The sequence below is a fragment of the Bifidobacterium aerophilum genome (assembly GCF_010667685.1).
In the GTDB taxonomy this organism is placed as follows: Bacteria; Actinomycetota; Actinomycetes; order Actinomycetales; family Bifidobacteriaceae; genus Bifidobacterium; species Bifidobacterium aerophilum.
This window is the reverse complement of the sequence record NZ_WHZW01000002.1, coordinates 52,064-70,927: the sequence shown is the minus strand read 5'-3', so window position 1 is coordinate 70,927 and position 18,864 is coordinate 52,064. Positions and strand designations below refer to the sequence as shown.

The following is an 18,864-nucleotide window of genomic DNA, read 5'->3' as shown; positions in this document are numbered from 1 at the left end:
TACTCGCAACGTTGCGACACGCCGACGGCATATCATCGCTCCGCAACTTGCGTTCAAGTGCACTTGAAGCGTAATGATAGTACTAACAGCTGTCGGACACGTGTTTCGTATGACAATACGCAACCGTGACACGAACCATGCGAACGGCAGCCGACGACCGTACACCAACCGCGACATCACCGTCGCGACCATCATCAACGGGAGGATGATATGTTCGAACCCACTTTCGACTACACACCGGCGGCCACCCGGTACGATTCGATGCGCTACAACCGCTGCGGCACCAGCGGATTGAAGCTGCCGGCGATCTCACTCGGTTTCTGGCACAACTTCGGCGACATCACGCCGTACGAGCAGATGAAGTCGCTCGTCTTCACCGCGTTCGACCACGGCATCACGCACTTCGACCTCGCCAACAACTACGGCCCCGAACCGGGCGCGGCCGAGAAGAGCGCCGGCCGTCTGATCCACCAGTACTTCGCCAAGCACCGCGACGAACTGATCGTCTCCACCAAGGCCGGCTACGAAATGTGGTCCGGACCTTACGGCTTCGGCGGCTCGCGCAAGTACCTGATCTCCTCGCTCGACCAGAGCCTCGAACGGCTCGGCCTCGACTACGTGGACATCTTCTACCACCACTGCCCGGATAACGACACCCCGCTCGAGGAGACGATGGGCGCGCTCGCGCAGATCGTGGCGAGCGGCAAGGCGCTGTACGTGGGCCTGTCGAACTACGACGGCGAGCGCCTGGCAAAGGCCTCCGCGATCCTCGATGAGCTGCATGTGCCGTTCATCATCAACCAGAACAAGTACAACATCCTCGACCGCACCGTCGAGCGCAACGGCTTGAAGGACACGGCCAAGAAGCTTGGCAAGGGCCTGATCACGTTCTGCCCGCTCGAACAGGGCCTGCTCACCGACCGTTATCTCAACGGCATTCCGGCCGATTCGCGCGTGGCGCATGATCCGCGCTTCCTGCACGAGGATCGCGTCGAGAGCGTGCATGCGAAGATCGTGGCGCTCAATGACATCGCCTATCAGCGCGGTCAGACGCTCGCCGAGATGAGCCTCGCGTGGCTGCTGCGCGACGACACGGTGACCAGCGTGCTCGCCGGTGCGTCCAAGCCGCAGCAGATCCTCGATAACATCGGCGCGTTGAAGAACACCGAGTTCTCCGACGAGGAGCTCGCCGCCATCGACAGGATCGCGCTGGGCTGAGCGACCGACTGGAGCGGCCGTCTCAGTCGGTCGCCCCGGTCACGCGCCCCGATCAAGCATCTCAGTCACGCGCCCCAGTCGCGGTCGCCGGCGGATTCCTCCTCGGCGATGCGCGATTCCGTCTCGCGCCGCGAATCGGCAAGGACCTGGTCGTACCCGGCGAGCGCGGCGAACGGCATGAACTGTGCGGCACGGTTGTGGCGCGACATCGGCGGATGGGTGCGCGACACATGGTGCGGCAGGTCGATGATGTCGTCGTACCGATGGGTTTCCTGCAATGTCATGCGGCATGTCCTCCTATCTGGTTGTTGCGGTCGCGCCCGGTGGCGTCGGGTTCGAGGTTCATGGCCTTGATCACGGCGTTCCTGCCGAATCGGTGTTTGACCGCGAGCAGCGCCTGCTGCACATCGTGTTCGCGACTGCGGTCGACGGCCTGCCGTTCCCGGATTTCCTCCTGTTCGGGGTCATCGAACAGTTCAAGCTGCTCTCCTTGTCCTGCGGACGTCGTCGTCGCAGCCGCATCAGCATCCTCCGCATCGCCGCGGGCGACGACGTCCGCATACGGACGCAATCGCCCGACGACCACGTTGATGCGCCGCACCATCAGCGTCCGGTCGACGATCCGGTCATACAGCCTCATCATCGCGTCCGAGATCACCGTCGTGGACGACGTGTACTCCCCCAGGTCCAGCATGCCGTTGGCGGGGCGCGGCACCTTCTTGCCGTACCGGTTCGTGGATACGGGCATCGACCCTTCGAAACCCTCCCTGCCTTCATAGCCGACGTACAGTCCGATCTGATTGGTCGCCATGCCTTTGTCCACGAGTTCTAGCGAGATCGTATCCGCCATCTCCCGCGTGACGAGCCGCGCGGACGCGAACGCGTACGGCCGGTGCAGCACCTGACCGGAGCTCAGTGAATTCTCGGCCGGCCGATACGCCTTGATGTCCGCGATCGTGCACGGCTCCCAGCCCCACGCATGGTCGATGAGCGTTTCGGCGTTCACGCCGAACATGCGGTACAGCAGGTCCTCGTTGTAGTAATCGCTCGCCCTGCCCAGCGAACATCGCGCGATGTCGCCCATCGTATGCAGTCCGACCTCTTCGAGCCGACGGGCGTAACCGCGGCCCACCCGCCAGAAATCGGTCAGCGGCCGATGCCCCCACAGCATGCGGCGGTAACCGGCCTCGTCGAGTTCGGCCACGCGCACACCGTCGCGGTCGGCGGGCATGTGCTTGGCGACGATGTCCATCGCGACCTTGGCAAGGTACATGTTCGGCCCGATGCCGGCCGTCGCGGTGATGCCGGTTTCGGCGACAATGTCGCGTACGATGCGGCGGGCGAGATCATGCGCGTTCACACCGTACATGCCGAGGTAATGCGTCACGTCGATGAACACCTCGTCGATCGAATAGACGTGGATGTCGTCGGGCGAGGCGTAGCGCAGGTAGATCCCATAGATGTCGCCGCTGACCTTGAGATAGTACGCCATGCGCGGTTTCGCCGCGTAATAGCCGGCCTTGAGGCTCGGATTCGCGGCCAGTTCCCCGGAATCGAACGCCTCGCCGGTCAGCCGACGGCCGGGCGCGCGCATGCGGCGTTCCTCGTTGACGCGCTTCATCGTCTCCACGACCTCGAACAGGCGTGCGCGCCCGCCGATGCCGTATGCCTTGAGCGCCGGGGAGACGGCGAGGCAGATCGTCTTCTCGGTGCGGGACACGTCGGCCACGACCAGGTTCGTCGTCAACGGGTCGAGGCCGCGCGACGCGCATTCGGCCGAAGCGTAGAACGACTTCAGGTCGATGGCAAGATATGTGCGGTCCGTTCGTTCATCCATACCACCATTATCGAACATATGTTCGACATTGGGCATGTGATACCCAGTCGGGATCAAAGCGGGATCGTTCCCGCACAGCTTCCGCAACCCCACCCGCTGTAATGCGGCAGGGCTCATTCCCGACAACTTCGGGAATGAGCCCCGGTCCAGCAAGTCGCTCCAAGGCAGAACACCGGCGTCATCGGGGCATTGCCCCGCCAGAATAGCCCATTTCAGGGCCAAGAACCGGCACCTCCGGAGATTCGCCCCGCTAAGGCCACCTTCGCAAGGCGGTTTCTCGGCAATTCCGGCGATGCACCCCGTTAAGGCAAGCCCTTCCGAGGCGAAACACCGAAATCATCAGGATCAGCCCCGCCATGCATGTCCGAAGCGGCGATGCCGGCATCCTCATCCACCCCGCCAACGCCTCTTCCTTTACGGATCATTCGAGGCGGCGAAGGTGCCGCCAACGAGTCACCCACAATACGGGAATCGACCACCGGCCCGACCGGCCCGACACACCGTGTCATCTCATCGGCACGCCAGCGGAACGCAGCTTGCATATCAACGCATCCACGAGGATCACATCATCGAACGTGCATCGTACGATCCGCGTCACTCCGGCACGCATCAACGCAGCCTCGCGCTCCCGCTCTTCCTGGACCACGCCGTGGATGCTCCGGCCATCCGTCATCGCCGGATCCACATATTTGCGCGCACCGTCGAATTCGGCGACGACGATCTCGCCGTCGTCCAATCTCCACGCAAAGTCGGCACGATACCGCTTCCCGGATACCGGGTCCGCAAACACGACCTGAGTCTGCGGCACCATCAACCCGGCTTCGATGATGGTGCCGCGCATCAGCGACTCCCCTCCGTTTTCGCTGTTCACATCGGCATAATGCAATGCCCGCAACGCATCCGTGCAATCGGCACGCAACCGGCCGCACGTGGCGATTATGTCCCGCTTCGTGACGCCTTGCCTCAGGGCCGAGTCCATAATCGGCAACGCGAAACGAAAATCGAAAAGCATACAGCAATCCACCACCGTACGGGGCTTACCGGTGACCGGCAGACCGTCAACGATTTCGGCAGGGCAGCCAGGAGCGTACAGTCGCCGGACCCGCGCCAAGGAGGACGCGGTATTCTCGTCGGAGGAAACGATGGATACGCCACCGTCGTGCAACGACCACTGATGCTCGAATCCATGAACCGTCGCGGCGACCAGACCGGCGAACACCCATTGCGGGTGCCGCTCATGCAGCGTGCGCACGATATGAAGCGTCCGGTCAGGAGGGTCGAGCGCAGCCCAGTACTGAGGATCGACATACATGTTGGGGAATACGCGGGCGAGGACGCCGGCGGCGGCGCGGCGCTCGAAAGCGGATCGAAGTGCTTTGTTGCCGCCGAAGGCGCAACGGCGCGTCCGCTCGGCGTCCGCAAGCATCCTCTCGACTTGTGCATGGCGTCTCATGCCATGACCCTATATGAGCAACAGACAGGACGTAAAGCCGTACAGGGGCATGTGGACGCAGACTCGATTTTCGGGCGTGTTGTGGATAACTTCCTACAGGCACGCCTAGTCAGCGAAGCATTTTCCAAAGCACATCGGCGAATCGCCCCGCAGGCAAAGCCCTTAGCGTGGCAATCCACCGATACCACCCGGGAACAGCCCTGCCAGCAGATGCCTTAAAGGGGCGGATCACCCGCGGCATCCGGATTCGGCCCCGCGAGCGGGCATCTCGGCGCGGCGATACCGGGGTGTTTCCGGGAATGACCCCGCAACGGGCAGTGGTCGCGCGGCAGATTCCGGAGGCATCGGCAAATGACCCCGCCAGAGAGCACCCCAACAAGGCAGGACCGGGGACAACCCCTATCAACCCAACCGCGCGATAAGGCGAATGCCGGAAACAACTCGCCGGCTGGCACGCTTTCGCCTGGGCGAACGCCAGAGCAGTGCGATCACTGGCGCCAATCGGTGGTGCCGGACAGGAAGGAGCCGACGCCGGTCGAGCCCGCCGCAGCCGGTACGACCTCATACATCTCGATGATGCGCGGATCGCCGGATTCGGCGGCCATCTGCGCGAACAGACGCTGCGCCTGCCACCGGGACGCGCCCCAGATCAGGTACCACAGCACGCCGGTGCCGAACACCATCATGAGCAGCGCCCAGTGGAACAGCCCGTATCCGTAGGCGACGATCGCCACCACGGTGATGAGCAGGATGTACGGCCGGCGGATGCACAGGATCGCCGAGTTCTTCAGCACCGACCGGTACCGCGCCTTGGGGTATTCGACGACGAGCACCATTGCGATCGAGAACGCGGCGAACATCAGCGCCAGACATACGGCCAGCGGGGCCGACACGCAGATGCCCCACGGGAACTGGGAGAACAGCAGGATGTTGTAGACGAACGCGAACCCGATGAGTGCGAACGTGGCGCCGACCGCGAGCGCGCGGGGAAACAGGCGGGCGTACGCACGGAAGTACGGGCGGAACATGGCGACGGAGACGTCCTGGCGCACGTAGAGGCCGGCGATCCAGTCGGGAGGAAACGCACCGGTCGCACCGGAAATACCGGACACGGCGCCGGCGGCATCATCCGCACCGCCCCTCGCCGCCTCCAGCATGCGCTTGACCCGCACGCGCGAGCCGCGGGCCAGCAGCGCCGGATGGTCGCGGAACATGGCGTACAGCGCGGCGACGGACGGCGACGACAGCGCGGCGGCCGCGAAGTACAGCGGCCAGTAGGCGAGGTCGTTGACCGCGAACATGACGATCACAAGCGGCAGCGCGGTGACCAGACAGCACAGTCCCGCAAGGATCATCACGGTGATCGAATTGACGATGTGCATGAACGCGTCGGCCTGGAACCATTTGTTGGTCGCGTCGGGCGAGGCGTTGTTGTTGCTGCGGTCTTCGTTGCTCATGGTGCCACCTTACTGCGAACGTCCGAGGACGGGAAAACAAGAGAAAGACGGGAAAGACTGGAAAGACAAGAAAAGGTCTGCATGGTTACAGGCACACCATGCAGACCGTGTGGGTTTCGGCCGGCCGGGAAAGGAGGACCCGGCCGACCGGGGCCGAGGGGCCGATCGGAAGGAGGATCAGCCCTTCATGCCGGAGGTGGCGATGCCCTCGATGAACTGCTTCTGGCCGAGGAGGAACACGACCAGGATCGGCAGGATGGAGAGCACGGAGCCGGTCATGATCATCGCGTAGTCCGCGTTGAACTGGCTGATGAACGTCTTGAGACCAAGCTGGATGGTCTGCAGGTTCGTGGCGCGCAGGTAGATGAGCGGGCCCATGTAGTCGTTCCACGTGTTGGTGAACGTGATGATGCCGAGCGCGGCGATGGACGGTCCGGACAGCGGCAGGACGATGCGCGCATAGATGCCGAATTCGCTCAGGCCGTCGAGTCGGGCGGCTTCGGCGAGCTCTTCGGGGATCGTGTCGTAGAACTGCTTCATCATGAACACGCCGAACGCGCCGAACGCCTGCAGCAGGATGATCGACCAGCGGGTGTCGACCAGACCCCAGCTGGAGAGCATCTTGAACTGCGGGATCATGTAGGACTGCCACGGCACGGCCATGGTGGCGATGTAGATAAGGAACAGCGTGTTGCGGCCGGCGAACTTGATGCGGGAGAAGCCGTAGGCGGCGAACGAGCCGGTGAACACCTGCAGGAAGGTCACGCAGATCGCGAAGAACACGGTGTTGCCGACCCACAGCAGCATGTCGGACTTGGTCCAGATGTTGATATAGTTCTCGAAGTGCCACACGCTCGGCAGCCACTTGAACGGCACCATGAACACTTCGTTGTTCGGCTTGACCGAGGCGAGGAGCATCCAGACGAACGGCAGCAGCGTGAACGCGGAGACGGCGAGCATGGCCGCGTAGCCGATGACGGTGCCGACGATCTTGGCCGGGCTGACCGGCTTCTTGTTGAACGGGATGTCCGCGGAGGAAGACTTGACTCCTGCGGCGGGGGTGATGCTTGCGGCAGTCATCTTACTTCTCCTTCTTGTTGTTGTACCAGAACTGGACCAGGGTCACGACCATGCACAGCGCGAACAGCACGAGCGAGACGGTGCCGGAGTAGCCGAAGTCCTGACGGTTGAACGCGACCATGTAGATGTACTGGGCGAGCACGAGGGTGGAGGTGCCCGGGCCGCCGTTGGTCATGACGAGCGTCAGGTCGAGGATCTTGAACGAGCCGATGGTCAGGGTGACGAGCACGAAGAACAGGGTCGGACGCATGCACGGCACGGTGATCTTCCAGAACTGCTGCCACTTGTTCGCGCCGTCGATGGACGCGGCCTCGTACAGTTCGCCCGGAATGGTCTGCAGGCCGGCGAGGATGAGGATCATGTAGTAGCCGACCTCACGCCAGGTGGCGACGATGATGACCGCGACCATGGCCCACTTGGTGGAGCCCATCCAGCCGGGGGCCCAGCCGCCGGTGAAGAACTTGATGATCTGGTTGATCACGCCGGACTTGACGTCGAACAGCATGTTCCACACCTGCGCGGCGGCGACGATCGAGGTGATGTACGGGAAGAAGGCGACGGTGCGGAAGAACGCGCGGCCCTTGAGCTTGGTGTTGAGCAGCACGGCCAGCGCGAAGGCGATGGCGAGGGTGAGCGAGATGTGGACGACCGAGTAGACGATGGTGTTGACGAATGCAGCCTTGAAGTTCGAGTCGTGGGTCAGTCGCACCCAGTTGGTCAGTCCGTTGAACTTCGGATCGCCGAAGGCGCTCCACTTGGAGAAGCCGATGTAGAACAGCTGGACGACCGGAATGAGGATGAGGACGAAGAAGCCGATGAAGTTCGGGGCGATGAAGATGAGACCGTTGCGCAGATTGCGGCGGCCGATGGCCTTGTTGGCCTTGCTGTGGTCCGGCGGTGCGACGCGGACCGACGATGCAGCCGAAGTAGCCTGTGTCATAGCTGCAACTCTCCTTTATATATATAAGGTATGTGGTGATTGGTGCGGGCATAGGAAACGGGGACGGGGACCGTTTTCCCGAAGGGGCACGGCCCGTCCCCGTTTCATGCCGAGCGGCGGATGGGGATTCGGGCGGGAACCTTCAGCGAAGGCTCACTGCTGGAGGACTCCCTGGTCCTTGATGTCCTGGGTGCCCTTGGCGATCGCGTCGTCCACGGAGCTGGTGCCGGACATGATGCCCGAGTGGACCACGGTGTTGAGCACGTCCTGGATGGTGTTGGTGCCGGCGCCGACCGGGTTCTCCGGGTTGGTCTTGTGCTCGGTCCAGGCCTTCTTGGACAGGTCGTCGTTGGCCATGCCGTCGGTGCCGAAGTAGGTGTCGGCGACGGAGTCGGAGAAGTAGGCCGGGGTCGTGGCGATCTTGGCGAGGGCCTCGGAGCCCTTCTCACCGGAGCACCACTTGACGAATTCCTTGGCGGCGGCGAGCTTCTGGCCGGAGATGTTGGAGGAGACGGCCAGGCCGGTCGGATCGGCGAAGGTGACGGTTTCGTCGGTCTTCTCGTCCGGGTTCTGCGGGATCGGAGCCATGCCCCAGTTGAAGGTGTCGGCGTCGCCGGACTTCTGCTGGCTCACCAGCGTGGCGGCGTACCAGGTGCCCATCGGCAGCATGGCGGCCTTCTGGGTGCCGAACTGGGCCTGGTACTGGACCTTGGTGGAGTTGACGGTGTTCCAGTCGATGGTCAGGCCTTCCTTCTGCCACTTGAGAGCGCGCTCGTAGTAGGGCTTGAGGTAGCTGTAGTCGCCCTTGAAGTAGTCGTCGTAGGCGCCGTCGGTCTGCGCGAGCGCGAAACCCTGGACCACGGACTGCCAGCCGTGCTGGTACATCGGGTAGACGGAGCTGGCGTCGTAGCCGGCGGCCGGCAGCTTCTCCTTGAGCTCCTCGGCGGCCTTGGTGTAGTCGTCCCACGTCCAGGTGCCGTCGGGGGCGTCCACGCCGGCCTTCTCGAACATGTCCTTGTTGTAGAAGAGCACCCAGGAATCCTGGCGGTACGGCATCGCGTAGTACTTGCCGTCCTCGAGCTTGTACTGGGAGACGTCGATGTTCTTGTCACCCTCGTACTCGGACGCGATGTCGGACAGGTCGGCGAGGCCGCCGGATTCGGCCGCGTACGCGTAGTACTTCTGCAGGTTCTTGATCGGGAAGACGTCGGGCTGGCTCTTGCCGGAGATGTCGGAGGTCAGCTGCGTGTCGTAGTCGTCGGCGGAGTACTGCTTGATGTTGACGGTGATGTTCGGGTGATCCTTCATGAAGCCGTCGGCCAGGGTCTTGAACTCCGGGGTGGTGTCGAGCGACCAGCCGGCGAAGGTGATCTCGGTCTTGGCGTTCTCGTCGAGCGTCTCGGTCTTGCCGCCGGCGTTGTTGCTGGATCCGCAGCCCGCGAGCATCATTACCGCGGCGCCCGCGAAGGCGGCTGCCTTGAAGAGCGAAGAGACTTTCTTCATGGTATGTGTTCCTTTCCTTCCATTTCGACATCCTTGCCGAAACCTGCGTTGGCGAGCGTTCGTTGTGATCACCTCGTAGTGATCACTGCTGCACCGTGCGCTTGGTTTTGATTATTCACCGAATGATCGTTCCTGATATTCCTTTGCCAAAATTTTCCATCCATGCGATCACCGCAATCACACGGTCGCAGGTACGTAGTGATCGTTCACATCGCCGCGGATCTTTACTTATAGCGATACAAAAACGGCTACGATCCCAGCCGTCGCGATGATCGTTTCCGCCGTGTGACCGGTCACTTGACCGTCCGCGTAACCGTCCGCACGGCGCCCGCAAGGCCGCCGCGTCATTTCGCCGGAGCGCATGTCTCACGCACCAGCAGACGCGTCGGCAGCACGACCGGACGGGAGATGCCGACGCTGCGGTGCCGCACCTGATCGATGAGCAGCTTGGCCGACTGCCGGCCCATCTCGCGCCACGGCGTGGCCACCGAGGTGAGCGCCGGGGAGATCAGCGAGCCGAGTTCGATGCCGTCGAATCCGATCACCGACACCGATCCGGGCACGTCCACGCCCCGTTCGCGCAGTTCGTTGATGAAACCGATCGCCATGAGATCGTTGTAGGCGAACACGGCGGTGGTCGGATTGCCGAGGAACGCGTCGACCGCGTTCGCGCCGCCCTTGCCGGTCGGCGCCGAACCGTCGATGCGCCGCAGCCTGATGCGCGAGGACGAGCATTTGGCGTACAGCGCCTGCCAGCGCGTGCTTTCGCTCCACGAAGCCTCGGGGCCGGCCAGATACGTGATCTCGCGGTGGCCCAGCCCCTCCAGCAGGTCGACCGCCTCGCCTATGCCCTTGGTGCCGTCGGCGATCACGGATTGCAGGCCGCGGACGGTACGGTTGACCATGAGCACCGGCTTGGCCTGCGCCACCTTGCGGATCGTCGCGTCGGAGACTCGCGAGGACAGGAACGCGAACCCGTCGGCGTGCGGCAGGGTCAGGCTGGCGAGCTTGCGTTCCAGGACGTTGCCCTCCTCGGTGTCCACGATCATGAGCCCGTAGCCGTTGCGCAGGCATTCGTGTTGGATGCTGTGCGCGATGTCGGAGAACAAGGGGTTTCTCAGGTCGGCCACGAACGCGGCGATCAGGCCGCTCGGCTGGTCGCGCGAGAACGGTTCGACCGTCTCGTTGCGGTAGCCCAGCTCGTCGGCGATCAGACGGATGCGCTTGGCCGTTTCGGCGTTCACCCTGCCGGGCCGGGACAATGCTCGCGACACGGTGGATACGGACACGCCCGCCGCGAGCGCAACGTCGCTGATCGTCACACGCCCTTGTGCCATGACGAATCCTCCTTGCTTCATTGCGATCATATGTGTTCTCAAGTCTAATGCAAAAAAATGCAACAACGATCATAAACGAACATGACTGTGCTATGGTGTGCCGTAATTCATGGCCGCATGCCGACGAAGGCATGCGTCATGCGCAGTGCAGCAGGAAAGCGAAGAAGCGATGACAGTTCTCACCGAAACCGCCACAGGCGCCGCCGGGACCGCGGCGGCCCCGGGCGACAGGAAGTATCTGCCGGCAGAACGGCAGGACATCATCCTCGGCATGTTGTCGCGCGGCATCGTCGTGCGCGTCGACGAACTCGCCCGCACGCTCGACACCACGCCGATCACCGTGCGCCGCGACCTGAACACGCTGGCCGACGCCGGGCTGATCCGCCGCGTGCGCGGAGGCGCGACCGCGCTCGGCGACGAGTCGGCGCAGGCCGCCTACTCCCCCGGCCCGCAGGCGACCCCCGCCGCGCTGGCATCGTCCCAGCAGACGGTCGGCCAGCGTCGTCAGCAGATCGGTATCAACGGCACGCGCAGCATTCCGTCACCGATACTGTCCCCGTCCCCGATCGCCGCGGCCTCGCCCATGCAGCAGCAGGCCACGCGCGACGCACGGTTCGCGGACGAATCGCACGGCATGACGCCCACCATGTCCGGGACGATCGGCGTGATGTTCCCCGAGCCGAGCTTCAACTGGCCGTCCACCATCCAGGCGATCGAACGCGAGGCGGGCGCGCACGACCTGTCCGTCGAAACGCGTTCGACCACGTACGACAACGGCGACGAGATCTCGATCGTGGAGGACCTGCTCGGCGATTCGTCGGTGATCGGCCTGATCCTCGCGCCGAGCGTGCGCATGCAGGGCTCGGAGATCTGGCAGTGGCTGGCCGACTCCCCCGTGCCGGTGGTGCTGGCCGAGCGCGAGCCGCCGTTCGGCGTGGACGGACTCGACATGGTGACGACCGACTACCGCACCGGGGTGCGCCAGGTGGTCAGCAGATTCGTCGCGCTCGGACACCGCCGGCTCGGGCTGGCGCTCACGCACACTCCGGTGTCCGATTACATCGAGGACAACTGGCGCGCCGTGACCGGACGCCTCGACGCGGTGGAGCGTTCGTTCGTGCGCACCAACGTCGCGCCGTACGATTCGGTCGGGGTCGAAGCGGTCGCCGAACAGGCCATCGAGGACGGCACGACGGCGATGCTCGTGCATTCCGACTGGCTGGCCATGTCGCTCGCGCAGACGCTCGAACGGCACGGCGTGCGCATACCCGACGACATGTCGATCATCTCGGTGGACGGCTACATCACGCCGAACTCGCGGCCGTTGACCGCATTGCGCTCGGCGCACAAGGAACTCGGACGGGTCAGCGTCGACCTGCTCATCTCCCGCTACATGCAACCCGAACGGCCGGTGAGACGCGTGATGATCGCGCCCGAATTCGTCGAGCGCGGCTCGGTGGCCCCGGCCAAGTAGCCTCATCACGCTCCTGCCGTGCGCGAACCAACGCCCGGACCCGCTTTCGCGTTGGTTTGCGCGCAGAGGCCGCCCGACCGGCACACCGGCGATGTAGCCGGCAATTGATAAGCTGGATTGCTAGTGAAATCCCCATCTCCCTTGGTTCGGAAGGAGCTTTGGCTTGTCGGCTGAACTCGAAGATATCCACGAAGAATGCGGCATTTTCGGCGTGTGGGGTCATCCCGACGCCGCCCGTCTCACCTATTTCGGGCTTCACGCCCTCCAGCACCGCGGTCAGGAGGGCGCCGGCATCGTCTCGAACGACAACGGCCACCTCATCGGCCACCGCGGACTGGGTCTCTTAACCCAGGTCTTCGGCGACGAGCGCGAGATCGAACGGCTCAAGGGCGACAAGGCCATCGGCCATGTGCGCTACGCCACCGCCGGATCCGGCACCACCGACAACATCCAGCCCTTCATCTTCCGCTTCCACGACGGCGACATGGCGCTGTGCCACAACGGCAACCTCACCAACTGCCCGTCGCTGCGCCGCGGCCTCGAGGACGAAGGCGCGATCTTCCACTCGAACTCCGACACCGAAGTGCTCATGCACCTCATCCGCCGCTCCTCCAAGCCGACCTTCATGGACAAGCTCAAGGAGGCGCTCAACACCGTGCACGGCGGCTTCGCGTACCTGCTCATGACCGAGGACGCGATGATCGGCGCGCTCGACCCGAACGGCTTCCGCCCGCTGTCGCTCGGCCGCATGAAGAACGGCGCGTACGTGCTCGCCTCCGAGACCTGCGCGCTCGACGTGGTCGGCGCGGAGCTCGTGCGCAACATCCGCCCCGGCGAGATCATCGTCGTTTCCGACCACGGCTACAAGATCGTCCAGTACACCAACAAGACGCAGCTGGCGATCTGCTCGATGGAGTTCATCTACTTCGCCCGCCCCGACTCCGACATCTACGGCGTCAACGTGCATTCCGCCCGCAAGCGCATGGGCGCGCGCCTCGCCGCCGAATCCCCGGTCGAGGCCGACATGGTCATCGGCGTGCCGAACTCGTCGCTGTCGGCCGCATCCGGCTACGCGGAGGCCGCGCACCTGCCGAACGAGATGGGTCTGATCAAGAACCAGTACGTCGCCCGCACGTTCATCCAGCCGACGCAGGAGCTGCGCGAGCAGGGCGTGCGCATGAAGCTGTCCGCCGTGCGCGGCGTCGTCAAGGGCAAGCGCGTGATCGTCATCGACGATTCGATCGTGCGCGGCACCACCTCGAAGCGCATCGTGCAGCTGCTCAAGGAGGCCGGCGCGGCCGAGGTGCACATGCGCATCAGCTCGCCGCCGCTCAAGTACCCGTGCTTCTACGGCATCGACATCTCGACGACCAAGGAGCTCATCGCCGCGAAGAAGTCCGTCGAGGAGATCCGCGACTACATCGGCGCCGACTCGCTCGCGTTCCTCTCGCTCGACGGCCTGGTCGAGTCGATCGGCCTGGGCGCGGACGCCCCGTACGGCGGCCTGTGCGTCGCGTACTTCAACGGCGACTACCCGACCGCGCTGGACGACTACGAGGACGATTTCCTCAAGTCGCTCACCCCCGAGGACCGCGTGCGCCTGCCCGAGTTCGCGCTCTACAAGAGCAAGTACGAAGGCAACGAATACGCCACCGTCGATCCGACGAAGTAACGGATCCTCCCATCAGTCACCCATCCAGATTTCCACAAGAAAGCAGTACAAGAAAGGTTTGTCATGCCCAAAGCCTATGAGAACGCCGGAGTGAGCGTCGAAGCCGGCTACGAGGTCGTCAAGCGCATCAAGTCGCACGTCGCGCGCACCAACCGTCCGGGCGTGGTCGGCGGCATCGGCGGCTTCGGAGGCCTGTTCGACCTCGCCTCCCTCGGCTACAAGGAGCCGGTGCTGATCTCCGGCACCGACGGCGTGGGCACCAAGCTCGTCGTCGCCAAGATGGCCGGCAAGCACGACACCATCGGCATCGACTGCGTGGCCATGTGCGTCAACGACATCGCCGCCCAGGGCGCCGAGCCGCTGTTCTTCCTCGACTACATCGCATGCGGCAAGAACGATCCGGCGCTGCTCGAGCAGGTCGTCGCGGGCGTCGCGGACGGCTGCGTGCAGGCCGGCGCCGGCCTGATCGGCGGCGAGACCGCCGAGATGCCGGGCATGTACGACGAGGACGAGTACGATCTGGCCGGCTTCGCGGTCGGCGTGGCCGAAAAGTCCGCGATCGTCGACGGTTCGACCATCACCGACGGCGACGTGCTCATCGGCCTGCCGTCCACCGGCGTGCACTCCAACGGCTTCTCCCTCGTGCGCAAGGCCCTGTTCGAGCAGGCCGGCTACACCGTCGACACCGAGCTGGCCGAGCTCGGCGGCGCCAAGCTCGGCGACGTGCTGCTCACCCCGACCAAGATCTACGTGAAGGCCCTCGCCCCCCTGTTCAAGGCGGGCGTGGTCAAGGGCGTCGCGCACATCACCGGCGGCGGCTTCATCGAGAACGTGCCGCGCATGATCCCCGAAGGACTTGCGGCCGAGATCAAGCTCGGCTCGTGGCCGGTGCTGCCGATCTTCGACGTGCTCGAGAAGGCCGGCGAGATCGATCACATGGAGATGTACAACATTTTCAACATGGGCATCGGCATGGTGCTGGCGGTCCCGGCCGAACGCGCCGACGAAACGCTCGAACTGCTCAAGTCCAACGGCGAGGCCGGCTACGTGATCGGCAGGATCACGCCGGATGCCGACGGCACGCAGATCACGCTCAAGTAGTTTCGATTTTCGGCTCCCCTCGACGAGGGGAGCCTCTTATGTGTGAAAGGACAACAACAATGGGACAGAAGGTTCTGGTCATCGGTTCCGGCGCCCGCGAGCACGCGATCGCGCACGCCCTGCTGCGCGGCGGCAGCGTCGACGAGGTCACCGTCGCCCCGGGCAACCCGGGCATGGCGCTCGACGGCATCCGCGTCGTCTCGCTCGGCACGTCGAACCACGCCGCGCTCATCGACTTCGTGAAGGACAACGGCTACGACTGGGTGTTCGTCGGCCCCGAAGTGCCGCTCATCGAAGGCATCGTGGACGCGTTCGCCGCCGCCGGCATCAAGGCGTTCGGCCCGTCCAAGGCCGCCGCGCAGATCGAAGGATCCAAGGACTTCGCCAAGCAGCTCATGGTCCGCCACGGCATCCCCACCGCCAAGTACGAGACGTTCCACGAGCTCGAACCGGCCGTCGCCTACGTGCGCGAGCACGGCGCCCCGATCGTCATCAAGGCCGACGGTCTGGCCGCGGGCAAGGGCGTGACCGTCGCCATGGACGAGGACACCGCGATCAAGGCGCTCGACGACATCTTCATCGACCACCGCTTCGGCAACGCCGGCGCCAAGGTCGTCATCGAGGACTTCCTCGAGGGCCAGGAGTTCTCGCTCATGAGCTTCGTCAACGGCACCGAATTCTGGCCCATGCCGATCTCGCAGGACCACAAGCGCGCCTACGACAACGACGAGGGCCCGAACACGGGCGGCATGGGCGCGTACAGCCCGGTGCCGCAGATCCCGCAGTCCGTCGTCGACGAGGCGATCGAGACGATCGTCAAGCCCACCGTGGACGCGATGGCCGCCGAAGGCACGCCGTTCACCGGCATCCTCTACGCCGGCCTCATCGCCACCGCGGACGGTCCGAAGGTCATCGAATTCAACGCCCGCTTCGGCGACCCGGAGACCGAGGTCGTGCTGCCGCGTCTGACCTCCGATCTCGGCGCCGGCATCAACGCGATCCTCAACGGCGAAACCCCGACGTTCGAATGGAAGACCGACGGTGCGACGCTCGGCGTCGTGCTCGCCTCCAAGGGCTACCCGACCAACGTGATCAAGGGAGCCCCGATCCCCGAAATCACCGTCGACCCCGACTCCCACGTGTACTACGCCGGCGTCACCAGCGACGACAAGCACGGCCTCGTCGCCAGCTCCGGCCGCGTCCTGTTCGTCGAAACCTCCGCCGACTCCATCAAGGCCGCCCAGGACAAGGTCTACCAGATCATCGACGCGCTCGACACCACGGGCATGTTCTATCGCCACGACATCGGCTCCAAAGCGCTGAATGGGTGAGTACGGAGCGTCTTCGGCGTTGCTCCTCGGTCGCGGTACTCAGTACCGCTTCCCTCGGTGCGCCTTGAAGCCGCACGCGTACTCACCCATTCAGCCGGGTTCATGAGAACCATCGCTGATGCCAAGAAGGCTCCCGATTCGGGAGCCTTCTCTTGCTTTGGGGATCGTGCCGGCAGACTACGGCAGGTCCATGAAGTCGGTGTCCTTGAGATAGTTCTTGCCGGCCGTGATGTCGTACTGGATGAGCCGGTAGTCGGCCAGCAGCTGCTTGGTCTCCTCGTCGAAATCGGATTCGGCCATCGGATTGCCGTCCGCGTCGAGGTAGATGTTCTGGCCTTCCGGAATACGGTCCCAGCCCTGGATCGAATTGACCACCGGCGGTTCCATCGCGGAGATCTTCGCGTGCATCTCGGTCAGGAACGCCAGATACGGCGACACCTTCGCGTCCATGTGTTCCGCCGCCTGCGCGACGAAGAAGTTCGGCGACGAGTATTCGGCGTTGTCGATCTGCGTGCCCTGCGAGCCGCTCGCCTCGTTCGACCAGATGAAATAGTCGGTCAGGTGCAGCGCGAGCGAATTGTTCGTGTCGGCGCTGGCCGTCTCGTAGATGCCGGGCAGGTGGTCGCCGTAGAACACGACCGTGACCGGCTTGTCGAGCTTGTTCAGCTCGTCGAGGAACGCCGCGGTCGCCTCGTCGGTCAGGCTTGCGCCCTTCTGGTAGGTTTCGATCGACTTGGTCTCGTCGGTGTCCAACGGCTGCGACGGGTCGGTCGATTCGGCCGTGAAGTCGTTGTTCGCATACCAGTCGTTGTACGGCATGTGGTTCTGCATGGTGATGATCTGGATGAACTGGTTGTCGTCGGTCTTCGAGATCTCCTCCAACGCGCTCTTGTACGTCGCCTCGTCGGACACGTACGGCGAATCGTCGATCTTGTCCTGGTACTTGATGACGTCGCTGCCGTCCTCGTTGCCCGTAAGCGTGTAGAAATGCGAGAAGCCGAACTTCTTGTAGTTCGTGGCGCGCGAATACATCGACGACTCGTACGGGTGGAACGCCTCGGAGAACTCGGCCGACCCCCACATCTGGTTGATCGTGGGCGCCCAGTGCTCGCCGGGCACGAGCTGCTGGTACGGGCTGGTCAGGGACGAGTCGAAGTTCGCCATGCTCATGCCGGTCAGGCCCATGTATTCGAGGTTCGCGGTGCCGCCGCCGTAGCCGGACGAGAGCATCAGGCCGGACGTGGTGCCGCTTTTGATCGCGCGGATGTTCGGCATGGAATCCTTGTTGACCTTCAGGCCCGGCACGCGCGACGGGTCGGAGAACGATTCGCTCAGCACGTAGATCACGGTCGAATCGGTCATCTTCCCCGACCGGTTCTCGTTGATCGTGTCGGCCTGCTTGGCGTACTTTTCGGCGAGCGCCTTCATGGTCTCCTCGCTGTAGTCGCTCGGCTTTTCCATGATGCGCGGGTTGAGCTGGCGGGTGAACGAGACGAGCGGGCCGTTGCGTTGCGCGTCGTAGACGGAATCCCACATGCTCGGCTTGTCGCCCATCACGGTGGCGAAGGTCTTCGCCCAGGAGCCGACGGTGCTCACCTGCATCGTGTACAGCGTGAGGAACGTCGCCGGCAGGAGGATGAGCAGCAGGCGGGTCGCCGCGGCGAGTCCGGGGTGTTCGAAGCGGATGAGCCGGCCGGAACGGCCGTCGATGCGGTACAGTAGGTAGCACAGCATGACGATGCCGACGAAGATGGAGCATGCGCCGATGATCGTCCAATGCGCCCCCGGCGGCATGAAGCTCAGCAGGTTGCCCTTGTCGGCCTTGAGGAAGTTCAGGTCGCTGGGCAGCACGGCCTCGTAGCGTATCTGCACCTTGAAATGCTCGATGACGGCGACGGTCATCGCCACGGCGAGGAAGATCGGGGTGGCGATCCAGAACCGGTTGATGAGCATGAGCAGGATCAGGTAGATCAGACCCCACAGGATGAGGTTGAGCACGAGCACGAAGTTGAGGTCGGTCCACATCTTCGTGACGAAGCCCCAGCCCACGGTCGGGCTGGAGAGCTTGACGCGCGTGCTTTTGAGCGACACGCCCCACTGCAGCGTGGCGACCGCGGCGAGGTCGAACACCAGGAAGCAGATGGCGTACAGCCAGCCGGGGAACGGCTTGCTGCGGAACTTGAACCACCGGCGTTCGGCACGTTCTGCGCGCTCGTCGGATTCGTCGGACGCGCCGTCGTCCGACGGGTCGTCGGCGCCGCCGGCATTCGTCTCGGCGGCGCCGGCGTCCGGAGCCGGTGCGGCGGCGTGGGGTCGCTCGCCCTTGCGCGCGATCCACAGTTCCTCGATCTCATCGTCGTTCACAGCGGATGGTGTCTTGTCGTTGGTCATAAACCTGCACTTCACGAGTAGTCTGTCACTGTCTGCTTGCTTCACGGTCAGCCGTCATCGGAGCCGGGCT

General features: G+C 64.0%; 14 protein-coding genes. 5 read left to right on the top strand and 9 right to left on the bottom strand.

Annotated elements, in window-relative coordinates; all coding sequences use genetic code 11:
- Positions 1–210: 210 nt before the first annotated feature.
- Entirely contained in the window at positions 211–1,218 is a 1,008-nt protein-coding gene (locus GFD25_RS01225) for an aldo/keto reductase (protein ID WP_163229154.1), read from the top strand.
- A 65-nt stretch (positions 1,219–1,283) separates the two neighbouring features.
- On the opposite strand, the gene GFD25_RS01220 is transcribed toward GFD25_RS01225, so the two are convergent.
- From GFD25_RS01220 to GFD25_RS01185, 8 genes are all read right to left on the bottom strand, one after another.
- The gene (locus GFD25_RS01220; RefSeq protein ID WP_163229152.1) at positions 1,284–1,502 is read right to left on the bottom strand and encodes a hypothetical protein; all 219 of its coding nucleotides are present in this window, start codon (positions 1,500–1,502) and stop codon (positions 1,284–1,286) included.
- Positions 1,499–3,055 (bottom strand): Y-family DNA polymerase, encoded by a 1,557-nt coding sequence (locus GFD25_RS01215; protein ID WP_163229150.1) that lies wholly within the window; start codon positions 3,053–3,055, stop codon positions 1,499–1,501. Before GFD25_RS01215 ends, GFD25_RS01220 begins: the two co-directional genes overlap by 4 nt.
- 505 nt (positions 3,056–3,560) lie before the next feature.
- Positions 3,561–4,508 (bottom strand): LLM class oxidoreductase, encoded by a 948-nt coding sequence (locus tag GFD25_RS01210; RefSeq protein WP_163229148.1) that lies wholly within the window; start codon positions 4,506–4,508, stop codon positions 3,561–3,563.
- A 488-nt stretch (positions 4,509–4,996) separates the two neighbouring features.
- Positions 4,997–5,965: a hypothetical protein gene (locus GFD25_RS01205; RefSeq protein ID WP_163229146.1), complete on the bottom strand. Its 969-nt coding sequence runs from the start codon at positions 5,963–5,965 to the stop codon at positions 4,997–4,999.
- A 177-nt stretch (positions 5,966–6,142) separates the two neighbouring features.
- On the bottom strand, positions 6,143–7,045 hold the full coding sequence (locus tag GFD25_RS01200) for a carbohydrate ABC transporter permease (protein ID WP_163229144.1): 903 nt from the start codon (positions 7,043–7,045) through the stop codon (positions 6,143–6,145).
- A 1-nt stretch (position 7,046) separates the two neighbouring features.
- A complete protein-coding gene (locus tag GFD25_RS01195) occupies positions 7,047–7,985 on the bottom strand; it encodes a carbohydrate ABC transporter permease (RefSeq protein ID WP_163229142.1) in 939 nt (312 codons plus the stop codon).
- A gap of 153 nt (positions 7,986–8,138) precedes the next feature.
- Positions 8,139–9,488, bottom strand: a complete 1,350-nt coding sequence (locus GFD25_RS01190; protein WP_163229140.1) for an ABC transporter substrate-binding protein — start codon at positions 9,486–9,488, stop codon at positions 8,139–8,141.
- 344 nt (positions 9,489–9,832) lie between these two features.
- Complete coding sequence (locus tag GFD25_RS01185) at positions 9,833–10,825, bottom strand: LacI family DNA-binding transcriptional regulator (RefSeq protein WP_163229138.1); 993 nt, start codon at positions 10,823–10,825, stop codon at positions 9,833–9,835.
- A gap of 169 nt (positions 10,826–10,994) precedes the next feature.
- Here GFD25_RS01185 and GFD25_RS01180 point away from each other — a divergent pair, with 169 nt between their 5' ends.
- The 4 genes from GFD25_RS01180 to purD all read left to right on the top strand — a co-directional run bounded on the left by GFD25_RS01180 (position 10,995) and on the right by purD (position 16,403).
- Positions 10,995–12,299 carry a LacI family DNA-binding transcriptional regulator gene (locus tag GFD25_RS01180; protein ID WP_163229135.1) on the top strand — a complete coding sequence of 435 codons (1,305 nt, stop codon included), beginning with the start codon at positions 10,995–10,997 and terminating at the stop codon, positions 12,297–12,299.
- Between the two features lie 163 nt (positions 12,300–12,462).
- Positions 12,463–13,971 carry an amidophosphoribosyltransferase gene (gene purF, locus GFD25_RS01175; RefSeq protein WP_163229133.1) on the top strand — a complete coding sequence of 503 codons (1,509 nt, stop codon included), beginning with the start codon at positions 12,463–12,465 and terminating at the stop codon, positions 13,969–13,971.
- A gap of 63 nt (positions 13,972–14,034) precedes the next feature.
- Positions 14,035–15,072 (top strand): phosphoribosylformylglycinamidine cyclo-ligase, encoded by a 1,038-nt coding sequence (purM, locus tag GFD25_RS01170; protein ID WP_163229131.1) that lies wholly within the window; start codon positions 14,035–14,037, stop codon positions 15,070–15,072.
- Between the two features lie 59 nt (positions 15,073–15,131).
- Positions 15,132–16,403: a phosphoribosylamine--glycine ligase gene (purD, locus tag GFD25_RS01165; protein WP_163229128.1), complete on the top strand. Its 1,272-nt coding sequence runs from the start codon at positions 15,132–15,134 to the stop codon at positions 16,401–16,403.
- A gap of 177 nt (positions 16,404–16,580) precedes the next feature.
- Here the strand turns inward: purD and GFD25_RS01160 are convergent, their stop codons facing one another.
- A complete protein-coding gene (locus GFD25_RS01160) occupies positions 16,581–18,794 on the bottom strand; it encodes an LTA synthase family protein (protein WP_163229126.1) in 2,214 nt (737 codons plus the stop codon).
- Positions 18,795–18,864 lie beyond the last annotated feature (70 nt).

Coding starts and splice junctions, on each gene's coding strand:
- GFD25_RS01225 (WP_163229154.1), top strand. CDS start 211: ATGTTCGAACCCACTTTCGACTACACACCGGCGGCCACCCGGTACGAT.
- GFD25_RS01220 (WP_163229152.1), bottom strand. CDS start 1,502: ATGACATTGCAGGAAACCCATCGGTACGACGACATCATCGACCTGCCG.
- GFD25_RS01215 (WP_163229150.1), bottom strand. CDS start 3,055: ATGGATGAACGAACGGACCGCACATATCTTGCCATCGACCTGAAGTCG.
- GFD25_RS01210 (WP_163229148.1), bottom strand. CDS start 4,508: ATGAGACGCCATGCACAAGTCGAGAGGATGCTTGCGGACGCCGAGCGG.
- GFD25_RS01205 (WP_163229146.1), bottom strand. CDS start 5,965: ATGAGCAACGAAGACCGCAGCAACAACAACGCCTCGCCCGACGCGACC.
- GFD25_RS01200 (WP_163229144.1), bottom strand. CDS start 7,045: ATGACTGCCGCAAGCATCACCCCCGCCGCAGGAGTCAAGTCTTCCTCC.
- GFD25_RS01195 (WP_163229142.1), bottom strand. CDS start 7,985: ATGACACAGGCTACTTCGGCTGCATCGTCGGTCCGCGTCGCACCGCCG.
- GFD25_RS01190 (WP_163229140.1), bottom strand. CDS start 9,488: ATGAAGAAAGTCTCTTCGCTCTTCAAGGCAGCCGCCTTCGCGGGCGCC.
- GFD25_RS01185 (WP_163229138.1), bottom strand. CDS start 10,825: ATGGCACAAGGGCGTGTGACGATCAGCGACGTTGCGCTCGCGGCGGGC.
- GFD25_RS01180 (WP_163229135.1), top strand. CDS start 10,995: ATGACAGTTCTCACCGAAACCGCCACAGGCGCCGCCGGGACCGCGGCG.
- purM (WP_163229131.1), top strand. CDS start 14,035: ATGCCCAAAGCCTATGAGAACGCCGGAGTGAGCGTCGAAGCCGGCTAC.
- purD (WP_163229128.1), top strand. CDS start 15,132: ATGGGACAGAAGGTTCTGGTCATCGGTTCCGGCGCCCGCGAGCACGCG.
- GFD25_RS01160 (WP_163229126.1), bottom strand. CDS start 18,794: ATGACCAACGACAAGACACCATCCGCTGTGAACGACGATGAGATCGAG.